This is a genomic window from Streptomyces sp. NPDC107765 (assembly GCF_055657085.1).
The window spans coordinates 1-13,419 of sequence record NZ_JBVKBL010000010.1 but is presented as its reverse complement, the minus strand read 5'-3'; the positions used below and the strand labels follow the sequence as shown (position 1 = coordinate 13,419).

The 13,419-nt window shown below is 72.1% G+C and carries 11 protein-coding genes and 1 rRNA gene; 6 read left to right on the top strand and 6 right to left on the bottom strand.

The window, feature by feature from the left end; genetic code table 11:
- Positions 1 to 207 precede the first annotated feature (207 nt).
- Positions 208 to 1,167, bottom strand: a complete 960-nt coding sequence (locus ACZ7MX_RS23750; RefSeq protein WP_472135128.1) for a ComF family protein — start codon at positions 1,165 to 1,167, stop codon at positions 208 to 210.
- Here ACZ7MX_RS23750 and ACZ7MX_RS23745 point away from each other — a divergent pair.
- The gene (locus tag ACZ7MX_RS23745) at positions 1,166 to 1,291 is read left to right on the top strand and encodes a hypothetical protein (protein WP_472135126.1); all 126 of its coding nucleotides are present in this window, start codon (positions 1,166 to 1,168) and stop codon (positions 1,289 to 1,291) included. The genes ACZ7MX_RS23750 and ACZ7MX_RS23745 overlap by 2 nt on opposite strands.
- Positions 1,292 to 1,307: 16 nt before the next feature.
- Here the strand turns inward: ACZ7MX_RS23745 and ACZ7MX_RS23740 are convergent, their stop codons facing one another.
- The 4 genes from ACZ7MX_RS23740 to mtnA are packed head-to-tail and all read right to left on the bottom strand — an operon-like array spanning position 1,308 to position 7,182.
- Positions 1,308 to 3,227 carry an LpqB family beta-propeller domain-containing protein gene (locus ACZ7MX_RS23740; RefSeq protein WP_472135124.1) on the bottom strand — a complete coding sequence of 640 codons (1,920 nt, stop codon included), beginning with the start codon at positions 3,225 to 3,227 and terminating at the stop codon, positions 1,308 to 1,310.
- A complete protein-coding gene (gene mtrB / locus ACZ7MX_RS23735) occupies positions 3,217 to 5,334 on the bottom strand; it encodes an MtrAB system histidine kinase MtrB (protein ID WP_472135122.1) in 2,118 nt (705 codons plus the stop codon). Before mtrB ends, ACZ7MX_RS23740 begins: the two co-directional genes overlap by 11 nt.
- A gap of 1 nt (position 5,335) precedes the next feature.
- Positions 5,336 to 6,013: a two-component system response regulator MtrA gene (gene mtrA / locus ACZ7MX_RS23730; RefSeq protein WP_006605255.1), complete on the bottom strand. Its 678-nt coding sequence runs from the start codon at positions 6,011 to 6,013 to the stop codon at positions 5,336 to 5,338.
- Complete coding sequence (mtnA, locus tag ACZ7MX_RS23725) at positions 6,010 to 7,182, bottom strand: S-methyl-5-thioribose-1-phosphate isomerase (protein ID WP_472135120.1); 1,173 nt, start codon at positions 7,180 to 7,182, stop codon at positions 6,010 to 6,012. Before mtnA ends, mtrA begins: the two co-directional genes overlap by 4 nt.
- A gap of 152 nt (positions 7,183 to 7,334) precedes the next feature.
- On the opposite strand from mtnA, the gene ACZ7MX_RS23720 reads away from it, so the two are divergent.
- From ACZ7MX_RS23720 to ACZ7MX_RS23700, 5 genes are read left to right on the top strand one after another with little or no spacing between them, the layout of a single operon-like run.
- Positions 7,335 to 8,774 carry a DUF7544 domain-containing protein gene (locus ACZ7MX_RS23720; RefSeq protein ID WP_472135118.1) on the top strand — a complete coding sequence of 480 codons (1,440 nt, stop codon included), beginning with the start codon at positions 7,335 to 7,337 and terminating at the stop codon, positions 8,772 to 8,774.
- A gap of 22 nt (positions 8,775 to 8,796) precedes the next feature.
- A complete protein-coding gene (locus ACZ7MX_RS23715) occupies positions 8,797 to 9,471 on the top strand; it encodes a DUF4129 domain-containing protein (protein ID WP_472135116.1) in 675 nt (224 codons plus the stop codon).
- The gene (locus tag ACZ7MX_RS23710) at positions 9,468 to 10,694 is read left to right on the top strand and encodes a DUF4350 domain-containing protein (RefSeq protein WP_472135114.1); all 1,227 of its coding nucleotides are present in this window, start codon (positions 9,468 to 9,470) and stop codon (positions 10,692 to 10,694) included. The genes ACZ7MX_RS23715 and ACZ7MX_RS23710 overlap by 4 nt, the downstream gene beginning before the upstream one ends.
- Positions 10,675 to 11,640, top strand: coding sequence for an AAA family ATPase (locus ACZ7MX_RS23705; protein ID WP_472135112.1), 966 nt, complete (start codon positions 10,675 to 10,677; stop codon positions 11,638 to 11,640). The genes ACZ7MX_RS23710 and ACZ7MX_RS23705 overlap by 20 nt, the downstream gene beginning before the upstream one ends.
- Before the next feature lie 9 nt (positions 11,641 to 11,649).
- The gene (locus ACZ7MX_RS23700) at positions 11,650 to 12,960 is read left to right on the top strand and encodes a DUF58 domain-containing protein (RefSeq protein ID WP_472135110.1); all 1,311 of its coding nucleotides are present in this window, start codon (positions 11,650 to 11,652) and stop codon (positions 12,958 to 12,960) included.
- A 366-nt stretch (positions 12,961 to 13,326) separates the two neighbouring features.
- On the opposite strand, the gene rrf is transcribed toward ACZ7MX_RS23700, so the two are convergent.
- Positions 13,327 to 13,419, bottom strand: a 5S ribosomal RNA gene (gene rrf / locus ACZ7MX_RS23695); the annotation flags it as partial.

Below are 13,419 nucleotides of genomic sequence, written 5' to 3'. Positions count from 1 at the left end.
CTCCCCACACGGCACGATCTCCACTCCCCCATTTTTCAGGGTCGCCGCCGGCGCCCCTGAACGCATACATCGCGACATCCGAGGCAAAACGTCCGCCAAGTCCTCACAACCGAACATAGCTCTCCTGGGCTGTTGTCGGCACCCCCTCGCAGCCCTCGGCTCCGTTTGAGTGATTTTTTCTCCCTCACTACTTGCCGGTTGAAGTTCCTACTTGCGAGTTGAATGTGTCCGGTGGTCGGCCGTACCCGGCCGGGTCCCGGCGATGCCGGAACGGTCGGCAGGGGTGCCGTCATGCCCGCGGGCCGTGCCGTAACCGCTGTGGGCTGTGTCGTGACCAGCGCCTGCCGTGCCGGGGCCGTCGTTACGGGGACTGCGGCCGGTGGCGAAGCTGCTGCCGGGGCGCCCGAAGCTGCTGGTGGGCGCCGCCACCACCGCCGCGCCGATCACCCGGCCACCTGCCGCCGTGACCGCCCGGGCCGCCTCGGCCAGCGTGGCCCCGGTCGTGACCAGGTCGTCCACCAGCACCACTGGCTGCCCGCTCAGCAGCCGCTCGGCCCCACGCCGCACCCCCAGGGCCCCGGCCAGATTCGCCAGCCGCTCCGGGGCGCTCAGACCCGCCTGGTCGGCCACGGGGCGGAGCTGGCGGAGGGCGGGGAGGACGTGGGCTTCGGGTGGGGCGCCTGTCTCCTCGGGTGGGGGCCCCACCCCCTCCCCCACCCCCGTCCCCACCGCAGGAGCAGCAGCCGCCGCCCCCGGCCGGCGCAGCTCGCGGGCTGCCGCCAGGGCGATCCGGCGCACCGGATCATGGCCTCGGCCCGCCACGGACCTGCGGGCCGACGGCACCGGCACCAGCAGCAGCGACCCGCCCCCGCGCCACAGCTCCCGCACCGCCCCGGCGAGCACCCGTCCCAGCGGCCCGGCCAGCCGCAGGGCACCGCGCTCCTTGTGCGCGAGCAGCACCGCCCGCACCTCGTCGGCGTACGGCGCACCCGCCCACACCCCGGGCAGCCCCGGCGGCACCGGCCTCGGCCGCACCCGCCGTGCCCCTCGGCCGTCCCTTCCCAGCGCCTGACGGCACCGCCCGCACAGCTCCGTACGCGGTCGGCCACACCCCGCGCAGGCGACCGGCAACACCAGGCCGGCCAGTTCGCGCCACACCCCCTGCATGGATCCACTGTCCCGCGGTCCACCGGCGCTCACCACCCCTGTGGACAACTCCACGAGCCGGCCGCCGGCCGCAGCTGATCAGCACGAACGCCGCTGGTCACCGGCGGTCACCGAGGACGTATGACGCGCCCTCGCCACCGTCACCCGGGATAAACCGGTGCCGTCCCGTCCTTCGCCACGGTCTTCCAGTTCGCGTCCGTGGGCAGCCGCACGATGCCCTCCGTGGCGTCGGCGATCAGCGGCCGGTCCTCGTCCTCCGAGGCCGCCACCGCCTTCACACCGTTGACCCCGGGCAGCGTCTGCGCGTCGGAGGCCGAACCGTCGGTCTCCATGAACTGCATCTGCTGCACCCCGCCGGACTCCCGGCCGACGACCACCAGCCGGCTGCCGCCCGCCCAGGAGGCGGCCACCACGTCCTCCAACTGCGGCGCGATCGGCCGCAGTTCCTCCACCGACAGCACGGGATGCGCCGAGCTGCCGCCGCGCTCGACCCGGCCGAGCTGCAGCGTGGTGCGCCCCTTGTCCTCGACCAGCATCGCGATCCGGATGCCGTCCGCGGCCACCTTGATCGCCTTGATCCGCCGTCCGCCGAGGCCGGGCACCGCCACCCGCTCCGGGTCGCCCTTGCCCTCCCGCATCCGCAGCAGCCGGGAGCCGTGCGCATCGCGGTCGGCGACCCACAGGTCTCCCAGACCGTCCCAGCTCGGCGCGGTCAGCCCCTCGTCGGGGTTCTTGGCCGAGCCGGTGCTCGTCATCAGTGGCGCGCCACGTTCGATGCCGTCCTCCAGGGCGGCCACGTACAGGTACCGGCCGTCGCCCGACACCCCCGCCGCGGTGTTCTCACCACGCGAGATGGCCACCGAGCGCAGCGGCGTCCTGCCGGTGCCGAACGGCCCGCGCACCGGCGTCGGTTCGGTCGCCGAGTCCGACATGGCGACCACCTTGTGGTCGGCGTCGATGAAGTACTCCTTGGCGGAGCTCCCCGTCAGCGGCGCCGGCGCGAAGTCGCGTTCGGCCTGGTCCTGGGAGAGCGTGCACAGCGAGTTGCCGTTGTTGTCCTGGAGCTCGACCTCGCTGATCTTCGAAGCGCGCGTCATGTCCTGGACGGTGAAGAAGAGCTGAGCCGCCATCCGCCTGCACTGGGCGGCGTCCGTGCTGACCGCCTCCTTGCTGAGCTTGACCCGCAGGCCGTTGGAGTCGTCCAGCGCCAGGTCGTGCGCGGCGAGCCGGGTGCCGGGCGGGAACGCCGAGGTCGTCACCTGGTTCAGCCAGTCGGTGGGCCCGGAGAGCAGCGCCTGCACACTGGCCGTGATCGGCTTTATCCGCTGGCGCAGGTAGACCGGGTCCGCGACGAGCACGTCCCGGCTGGCCTTGGGCTCCTCCGACTCCGACTCGTAGGAGGCGAAGTAGTACTTGTTGACGGAGCGGTAGATGCGCTGGAAGTCGGACAGCCCGAGCACCACTCCGTCCGGCAGCCGGTCGATCCGCCACTGGCCCCCCTCCTTGACGAGGTGGATCGTCTGGCGGTACGGCCGCTCCTCGGGGGTGTACGCGTGGTTGTCGTCCACCGTCGCCACCTGGCTGCCCGACAGCGTGACCGAGTAGCCCTTGGCGTCCTCGCGGTTGGGCTGCACCTTGGGTTCGGGTTTCGGCCGTTCCTGGAGCACCTTGGTGACCTGGAACGGCCGCCAGGTACGCCGCGCCGACTTGGCCAGGTACTGGGTGGCCGTGCGGAAGTCCGCCTCGTCGCTGGTCGTCGCGTCGAGGAAGCTGCGCACGATGTTGGTGGGCTGGGCGCCGTCCTGCGGGGGCACGCCGTAGACCCGGACCTGGGAGTCGCCTTCGGAACGCGGCGACTGGTCGACCGCCGTGACGTCGCCGTTGTCCGGCATGGACGCACAGCCGGCCAGCAGCACCGTCGCGCACCCGAGCAGCGCCAGCTTCCGCGCCGGCCCGCTCGGCCTACGGGTCTCCTGACGAGTGGGCTGCGAGGGGTGCTGACGGGTGCGCTTCCGGGACGTGGGCCCCACCCCGCGCTCGTTTCCGCGCTCAGTGTCCACGCCGTCCGCCTTCCCGTTCCCCACCCCGTCCGGTGTCCTGCTCGGCCCCGGCCCGGGGGACCGTTTCGTCGATGTGGGCGCCCTCGTCGTGCGCCGCCCGTTCGCTCCGTGCGCCTCCGCTCTGCGGCACCACGCGGGTCCCGTCCCCGGGCAGCGCCGTGGGGTCGGCGGCCGGCCGGGCCGCCGATGACGTGGGGGCGAACGATGCCGTGCCGCCCGGCTGCGTGGCGCGCGCCTGGACGGGGATCGTGGAGGTCTTCTGGCCGGCCGCGGCACCTGTCTTTCCGGCGCCGGCCCGGCCGGCGAGGTTGCGCCGGGAGTCCTCCGGCTCCAGGGGGATCGGGGACCCGCGCAGCGGCTCACCGGCCGTACGGGGCAGCGTCAGCCGGAACTGGGAACCGCCGCCCGGCTCGCCCCACGCCTGGAGCCAGCCGCCGTGCAGCCGGGCGTCCTCGACGGCGATGGACAGGCCGAGGCCGGTGCCGCCCGTGGTGCGGGCCCGCGCCGGGTCGGCGCGCCAGAAGCGGTTGAAGACGCGGGTGGCCTCGCCGGGCTTGAGACCGACGCCGTAGTCGCGCACGGCGACGGCCACCGCGCCACCACTGCGACTGCCCGCGGACGCCAGCCGTACGACGACGTCGCGGCCCTCGCCGTGTTCGACGGCGTTGACGACGAGATTGCGCAGCACCCGCTCCACCCGGCGGGGGTCGGCCTCGGCGATCACCGGCTGCTCGGCGCCGCGCACCACGATGCGGGAGCCCTTGCGCTCGGCGAGCGGTTCGGCACCCTCGATGACGCGGTGCACCACATCGCGCAGGTCGATCGGCTCGGCCTCCAGCGCGGCCGCGCCGGCGTCGAACCGGCTGATCTCCAGCAGCTCGGCGAGCAGCGACTCGAAGCGGTCGAGCTGGCCCCACAGCAGCTCGGCGGAGCGTGCCGTGGCGGGGTCGAACTCGTCGCGCGCGTCGTGGATGACGTCGGCCGCCATCCGTACGGTCGTCAGCGGGGTCCGCAGCTCGTGCGAGACGTCGGAGACGAAGCGGCGCTGCATCCGGGACAGCTCCTCCAGCTGCTGGATCTTGACCTGGAGGTTCTGCGCCATCTTGTTGAAGGACTCGCCGAGCCGGGCGATGTCGTCCTCGCCGGTGACCTTCATCCGCTCCTGGAGGAGGCCGGCGGCCAGCCGCTCGGAGATGCCCGCGGCCATCCGTACGGGCGTGACGACCTGCCGCACCACCAGCCAGGCGATCGCGCCGAGCAGGATCACCACGAAGACGCCGGCCGTCGCGAGCGTGCCCGTCACCAGCTTGAGCGACTCCTCTTCCTGGCTGAACGGGAAGAGGTAGTAGAGCTGGTACTGGTTGCTGTTGACGTCATTGAGCCGCTTGCCGATGATCAGCGCCGGCACGCCGTCGTCCGACCCGATGCGCTTGATCTGGGTGTACTGCCGGAACGTGCCGGACTTGGTGTCCAGCTTCCGCCGCAGCTCGGCCGGTACGCTCCGCTCCGGATCGACGTCACCGGAGGCGCGCGGCCCGCGGGTGCCGGGGCTGGAGTCGCCGAACGGCTCGTCGGAGTCGGAGCTCAGCGCCACTACGGAGAACACGCCCTGGCCGCCGCTGGCGAGCTGTTCGACCAGGCCGGTGAGCCAGGTCGCGGAGTCCTGGGTGCCGCGGTTGCCGGTGCGGGCGGTGTCGTCGGTACGGGTGTCGTCGGCGCCGTCGGCCATCTTCTGGGCGACGCTGAAGCCGCCCACGGCCTGGCTCTGCGCGGCCTGCGCCTTGGCGGTGAGCAGGCCGTTACGCACCTGGCCGACGACCACGACGCCGAGCAGCAGCACGACGGCGAGGGACATGAGCAGGGTGGTCGCCACGACGCGCAGCTGGATGTTGCGCCGCCACAGTCGCAGGGCGGGCAGCAGCGGCCGCCGCACCCAGCGACTGAAGAGCCGCAGCAACGGGTGGACCGGGCCGCTCACCGCGCCGTCGGGCAGCAGCTGGCCACCGCGCAGCAACCGAGCAACCAATCTCCCCGAAAAGGACATATCACCCGCCGCGCCGACGGTGCGCCCCCGCTTTCCCTCCGGGGCCGAACCGTCCCGGACCATCTCAGCTGGGCCCGGCCTTGTAGCCGACCCCGCGCACGGTCACCACGATCTCCGGACGCTCCGGATCCCGCTCGACCTTCGAGCGCAACCGCTGCACATGGACATTGACCAGCCGGGTGTCCGCGGCGTGCCGATAGCCCCAGACCTGCTCCAGCAGCACCTCACGCGTGAACACCTGCCACGGCTTGCGCGCCAGCGCCACCAGCAGATCGAACTCCAGCGGGGTCAGCGCGATCGACTGCCCGTCGCGCTTCACCGAGTGGCCCGCCACATCGATGACCAGGTCACCGATCGCCAGCTGCTCGGGCGTCGGCTCCTCCGAACGCCGCAGCCGCGCCCGGATCCGGGCCACCAGCTCCTTGGGCTTGAACGGCTTGACGATGTAGTCGTCCGCGCCCGACTCGAGCCCGACCACCACATCGACCGTGTCGCTCTTGGCGGTGAGCATGACGATCGGCACCCCGGACTCCGCGCGGATCAGCCGGCACACCTCGATGCCGTCCCGTCCGGGCAGCATCAGGTCGAGCAGGACGAGATCCGGCTTGGTCTCACGGAAGGCGGCAAGGGCCTTGTCACCGTCCGACACGAACGACGGTTCAAAGCCTTCGCCACGCAGCACGATGCCGAGCATCTCTGCCAGTGCGGTGTCGTCGTCGACGACCAGGACGCGTCCCTTCATTCGGCCATCATCCCATTACCTGATCGTGACTTACTCCATCGTGACGTGGAACACACCTCCGCCAGCCGGTCCCGGGTGACCGGGGAGATCACTCCGGCCTCCGTCACGATCGCCGTCACGAGCGCCGGCGGAGTCACGTCGAAGGCCGGGTTGTAGGCCTGTGCGCCCAACGGCGCCACCGGCACACCGGCCCCCGGGACCGCCCCGGCGCCCTGCATGAAGGGCAACGAGAACTCCGTCACTTCCTGCCCCGGCCGCTGCTCCACCTCGATGTCCGCACCCTCCTCGGTCTCCAGATCCACCGTGCTCGTCGGCGCCACCACCACGAACGGAACGCGGTGGTACTGCGCCAGCACCGCCAGCGGATAACTGCCCACCTTGTTGGCGACCGAGCCGTCCGCCGCGATCCGGTCGGCACCTATCAGCACCGCATCCACCTCACCACCGGCGAACAGCGACCCGGCGGCCCCGTCCGACAGCACCGTGTACGCCATCCCGGCTCGCGCCGCCTCGTAGGCGGTCAGCCGCGCCCCCTGCAACAGCGGCCGCGTCTCGTCCACCCACAGCCGGCGCAGCTCACCGGCCCGGTGCGCCGCCAGCGCCACCGCCAGGGCGGTGCCCTCGCCCCCGGACACCAGCGCGCCCGTGTTGCAGTGCGTGAGAATCCGATGACCGCCGCCCGGCAGCAGCTCGCCCAGCAACGCCAGACCGTGCTCCGCCATCCGCGCACTGGCCGCGATGTCCTCCGCGTGCACGGCCCGGGCCTCGGCCAGCGCAGCAGCCGCAGCCTCCGGCATTCCGGCGCCGTCGGCCACCGCCGCCCGGTACGCCTCCGCCGCACGCCGCACGCCGTAGCCCAGGTTGACCGCGGTCGGCCGGGCCTGCGCCAGCACTTCCACCGCTTCTTCCACGTCGAAGCCCCGCGCCGCAGCCAGCGCCACGCCATAGGCGCCCGCGATACCCAGCAGCGGCGCTCCCCGCACGGCCAGCGACCGGATCGCCTCGACCAGTGCCGGCACGTCCGTACAGACCAGCTCCACCTCCTCCGCCGGCAGCCGGGTCTGATCAAGGAGGACCACGACGGGCCCCTCCGGCAACTCCTCCCAGCGCAGCGACGGGATGGTGAGCGTCCCGGCGCCCACCTCGGATACCTCGTACTGATCGCCCATCCCTTCAGTCTGCCGCCGACCGCCCCTCGAACAGAAGGTCCTCTCACTCTCAGGGCCCGGGTACACAACGCGCGGCGCCATGACACGATGACTGCCACCGCGGACCCCGGACCCCGGCCGCCACGGCGGGCCGGCAGCAAGAAGGAGCGACGATGAACAACTCTCCGGGCTGGGCCTCGCCCGGATCCACCCCCTCCGACGAGCCGGGCCGCGGCACACCGGAGCAGCCCGTCCAGACGCCCGGAACGGAAGACAAGCCCGGCGCCGCCGAACAGCCGACCCCGCCCAACTGGTCCAAGCAGCAGCCGCCCGCCGGCCAGTGGTCGGCCCCCGCCGGCATCCCCGGCCAGAGCGGCCCCGGGGACCACAGCGGCCGGTCCACCGCCGGCGACCGCGACCGCGCCTCGTCCGGCAGCGGCCGGCCCGGCTGGGGCGGCCACCCGGCCCCCGGCCCGCAGGCCCCCTGGGGCTGGTCCCCGGTGCCTCCGGCGGCCAAGCCCGGCGTCATCCCGCTCCGCCCGCTCGGCGTCGGAGAAATACTCGACGGCGCGGTCGCCACCATGCGGGCCCACTGGCGCACCGTGCTCGGCATATCGCTGATCGTGGCAGTCGTCTCGCAAACCGCCGTCACCATCGTGACCGGCCTGTGGTTCCGGAACGCCGGCAGCGCACCCACGATCTCCAGCAACAACACCCCGCCGGTCCGCGAAACCATGCGCCAGGCCGGGAACTCGCTCGCCGGATCCGCCATCACCTCGGTGATCGGGCTCCTCGCCACCATCATCGCCACCGGACTGCTCACCATGATCGTGAGCCGCGCCGTCCTCGGCCGGTCCGTAACGGCCGGCGAAGCCTGGCGCGACGCCCGCGGCCAGCTCCCGCGCCTCCTCGGCCTGTTGGTGCTGCTGCCCCTCCTCATCACGGCCGTCTTCGCGGTCGGCCTGACCCCCGGCCTTCTCGTCACCGCCTTCGCCACGCTGGACGTCGGCCTGCTGCTCACCGTGTTCGGCGGCCTCGCTGCCTCCGCCGTCGGCATCTGGCTGTGGGTCCGCTACAGCCTCGCCTCCCCCGCACTGATGCTGGAGAAGCAGGGCATCATCGCCTCCATGCGGCGCTCCGCCAAGCTCGTACGCGGCTCCTGGTGGCGGGTGCTGGGCATCCAGCTGCTGGCCTACCTCCTGGTCGCCATCGTCGAGTTCATCATCCAGATCCCGGCCACCATCGTCGCCTTCGTCATCGGCGGTGAGAGCATCCTGGACTGGGCGAACGGCACCAGCAACGACACCGGCTGGTCCTTCCTGGTCGTGCTGGGCATCGGCGCCGTGATCAGCTCCACCATCACCCTCCCGATCAGCGCCGGCGTCACCGCACTCCTCTACGTGGACCAGCGCATCCGTCGCGAGGCCCTCGACCTCGAACTGGCCCGCGCCGCCGGCCTCCCCGGCTACGGCGCCGACGCGCCCGCTAACGCACCGGCCACCGACGCACCGGCGACCGACGCACCGACCGCGGACACCCCGAACGCACACGCTCCGACCGCCCCCGCCACCACTGCGGACGACGCCGGTCCCGATGCCGCACCGGGGAGCTGATGCGGTGACAACAGGGGGGAACATGGTCGCGCTCGGATCACTCATAGCGCGCTCCGACGACGACATACCGGTGCGGACACCGCGCCTCCCCGCCCGCGAGGCGGCCGAGCGCGAACTGTCCGACCCCCGGTACCACCAGCACGACCCCAACCCGATCCAGCGCGCCCTCGACTGGCTCTGGGACCGCGTCGACGACCTCTTCGGCGCGGCCGCCGGCGCCACACCGGGCGGCTGGATCGGCCTCCTCGCCATCGCCGCCTTCGTCCTTCTGCTGGTCGTCGCCCTCCGGCTGCGCCTCGGCGCAGTACGCCGCACTCCGACCACCAGCGGAGCGCTCTTCTCCGACACTCCCCGGACCGCCGCGGAACACCGCGCGGCCGCCGAACGGCACGCCGCCGCAGGCCACTGGAGCCAGGCCGTCCAGGACCGCATGCGCGCCCTCGTCCTCTCCCTTGAGGAACGCACCCTGCTCACCCCCGCCGCCGGCCGCACCGCCGACGAGGCCGCCACCGAAGCCGGCCTGACACTCCCCCGGTACGCCGACCAACTCCGCACCGCCGCCCGCACCTTCGACGACGTCACATACGGCGGCCGCACCGGCACAGAACAGGCATACGCCTTCCTGGCCACCCTCGACACCGAGCTCCAGCAGGCCAAGCCCGACCTGGCCACCACCCCGACCAGGAGCCGCGGATGACCACGGCCGCCCCGGAGACCGCCGCGCCTTCCCTCACCGCGCGCCGACTGTGGACCCGCTCCCGAGGGCCCCTGCTCGCGCTGCTCCTCCTCGTCATCGGCGGATTGATCCTCGCCGCTCTGCAGTCCGGCGAACAGCACGGCCGGCTCGACCCCCGCTCGGCAGACCGCTCCGGCAGCCGTGCGCTGGCCCGGCTCCTGGCCGGCCAGGGCGTCTCCCTCCAGGTCGTCACCACCTCCGAGGAAGCCGCCGCCGCGTCCGGCCCCGACACCACCCTGCTCATCACGGACCCCGACGTCCTGACGCAGAAACAGCTGACGAGCCTCCACACCGCAACTGCCGACACCCCCGGGCGCACCGTCCTGCTCGCCCCCGGCTCCGCTTCCCTCTGGACCTTCGCCCCCGGCGTCCAGGCCCAGCCCGCAACCAGCAACTCCCCGCGCAGTCCCGCCTGTTCCCTGCCCGACGCACACCGCGCCGGCAGCGTGCTCCTCGGCGGCCTTCGCTACACCACGTCCGACGAGCGCACCGATCGCTGCTACCCCGTCAGCGGCCGGCCCACCCTGCTGCACCTGCCGGCCGCCGGCACCGGCCGCGACACCGTCCTCCTCGGCTCCGCCGACTTCCTCTACAACCAACACCTCGCCGAGCACGGCAACGCCTCGCTCGCCCTTCAACTCCTCGGTGCCCACCACCATCTGATCTGGTACCTCCCCTCCGTGAGCGACCCGTCATCCGCTCATGACCAGCGCAGCTTTCTCGATCTCATCCCCTCCGGCTGGAGCTGGGCCCTGCTCCAACTCACCATCGCCGCCGGCCTCGCCGCCCTCTGGCGAGCCCGCCGACTCGGCCCTCTCGTCCCCGAAAACCTCCCCGTCACCGTCCCCGCCGCCGAGACCACCGAGGGCCACGCGCGCCTCTACGAACAGACCCACGCCCGCGACCGGGCCGCAACCGTCCTGCGCTCCGCAACCCGCACCCGGCTCGCCCCCCTCCTCGGCGTGCCACCCACACACACCCACACTCCTGACCGCCTTCTCCCGGCCCTCCACACCCACTTGCGCCCCGCTGCTGACCCCGCGACAGATCCGCACACCCTTCTCTTCGGCCCGGCCCCCGCGGACGACCGGGCCCTGGTGCAGCTGGCCGACCAGCTCGACGCACTCGAATCCTCGATCGTTTCCCAAGAGAGGCACGCCCCCCGTGAGCACCCCGACCGCTGACAGCGCCCGAGCCTCCCTCGAGGCCCTGCGCACCGAGATAGCCAAGGCCGTCGTAGGCCAGGACCCCGCCGTCACCGGGCTGGTCGTCGCCCTCCTCTGCCGCGGTCACGTGCTCCTCGAAGGCGCCCCCGGCGTCGCCAAGACCCTTCTCGTACGCGCCCTGTCGACTTCCCTCGAACTCGACACCAAGCGCGTCCAGTTCACACCCGACCTGATGCCGAGTGATGTGACGGGCTCACTGGTCTACGACGCCCGCAGCGCGGAGTTCTCCTTCCAGCCGGGCCCCGTCTTCACCAATCTGCTGCTGGCCGACGAGATCAACCGCACGCCACCCAAGACCCAGGCATCACTGCTGGAGGCCATGGAGGAGCGTCAGGTCACCGTCGACGGAACAGCCCGTCCCCTCCCCGAGCCGTTCCTGGTCGCTGCCACGCAGAACCCCGTGGAGTATGAAGGCACCTATCCCCTGCCTGAGGCCCAACTCGACCGTTTCCTGCTGAAGCTGACGGTCCCACTCCCCGACCGGCACGACGAGATAGACATCCTCACCCGTCATGCGGCCGGCTTCAGCCCCCGCGACCTGCACGCCGCCGGACTTCGCCCCGTCGCGTCCGTCGCCGACCTCGACGCGGCCCGAGCCGCCGTCGCGAAGACCTCGGTCTCACCCGAAGTCACCGGCTATATCGTCGATATCTGCCGTGCCACTCGCGAATCCCCCTCGCTCTCCCTCGGCGTCTCCCCCCGAGGCGCCACCGCCCTGCTCTCCACGTCACGCGCCTGGGCGTGGCTCACCGGCCGCGACTATGTCACCCCTGACGACGTGAAGGCCCTTGCTCTCCCCACGCTGCGCCATCGCATCCAGCTCCGCCCCGAAGCGGAGATGGAAGGAGTCACCGCAGACTCCGTGATCAACGCCGTACTCGCACATCTCCCCGTCCCCCGCTGAGGCGACACCGTGACCCTCACCGGACGCACCGCCCTCGTCTCCGCACTCGGAGCCCTGTTCGTCGGCTTCGTGCTGCCCAGCTGGTTCGGCATCGCGATCGTCCAACTCGCTTTGCTGCTAGCAATTTTGTGCGACCTCGCGCTCGCCGCGCCAGTGCGAACGCTCCGTTTCACCCGAACCGGTGAAACAACCGTTCGACTAACAGGCGAAGCCCGCACCCACCTCACCCTCACCAACCCGAGCCGCCGTCCCCTGCGCGCCCACGTCCGCGACGCCTGGCCCCCGAGCTCCTTCCACCCCGGCTCGGAAATCGCCGCCTCACGGCACCGTGTCCGCATACCCGCAGCCGAGCGCCGGCGACTGACAACCGCCCTCCACCCCACCCGCCGGGGCGACCACCACGCCGTACGCGTCACCGTCCGCTCCTACGGCCCCCTCGGCCTGGCAGCGCGACAAGGAAGTCACCACGTCCCGTGGACCCTGCGCGTCCTGCCCCCCTTCACCAGCCGCAAGCACCTCCCCGCCAAACTCGCCAGGCTCCGCGAACTCGACGGCCGCACCAGCCTCCTGACACGCGGTGAGGGCACCGAGTTCGACAGTCTCCGCGACTACACCCCCGGCGACGACACCCGTTCCATCGACTGGCGCGCCTCCGCCCGCCGGCAGGACCTCGCCGTCCGCACCTGGCGCCCCGAACGCGACCGCCGCATCCTGCTCGTCCTCGAGACCGGCCGCACCTCAGCCACCCGTATCGGCGACATCCCCCGCCTCGACGCCTCCGTGGACGCGGCCCTGCTGCTCGGCACGCTGGCCGCACGCGCCGGCGACCACGTCGATCTCCTCGCCTACGACCGCCGCATCCGCGCCTCCGTACAGGGCCGTACCGCCCGCGATCTTCTCCCGGCACTGACCGACGCCCTCGCGCCCCTCGAAGCCGAACTCGTCGAGGCGGACGCCCGCGGCCTGGCCGCCGAAATCCATCGCCGCACCTCGCGCCGTTCCCTGATCGTCCTGTTCACCGGCCTGGACGCGGCCCCCGTCGAAGAGGCCCTCCTGCCCGTCCTGCCCAGCCTCACCCAGCGCAACGAAGTCATCGTCGCCGCCGTAGCCGATCCCCGCATCGAGGAAATGGCCGCCGGCCGCCACTCACCCCAGGCCGTCTACGCCGCAGCAGCTGCAGAGCAGGCCATCGCCGCCCGCCGCCACATCGCAGACCGCCTCCGCCGCCAGGGCATCACCGTCATCGACGCCACCCCGACCCACCTGGCCCCCGACCTGGCCGACGCCTACCTCACCCTGAAGTCCACCGGCCGCCTGTAGCAACGCCGCCCGCGACTCGCGGCCGGCGTTGCTTGCGTACAGCCGGTCACCTGAATCCCCGCCGTTGCCCTCCGCCACGGCTGGAGTTCGCCTCCGGTCGTACGTTGGGGAAGGGGCCTCGCTCGGCCAGTGCTCAGCCCCGTGGCAGCAAGCCCCCCTGTCAGGCGCTGCGCCGCAGCTGGCGAGGAATAGTGAGGACAGCGGTGGCTTCGAGGCGACGAGCAACTCCTGCATTCCTCCACCGCCGACGCCAGGGTGTTGGGACACGGCGGAAACCGCACGATGCCTACCGAGTACTGCCTACTCACCGATCTAGAACGCAGAAAAGCCCCGCACCATAAGGTGCGGGGCTTTCCCACAAAGATTGTTCGGCGGCGTCCTACTCTCCCACAGGGTCCCCCCTGCAGTACCATCGGCGCTGAAAGGCTTAGCTTCCGGGTTCGAAATGTAACCGGGCGT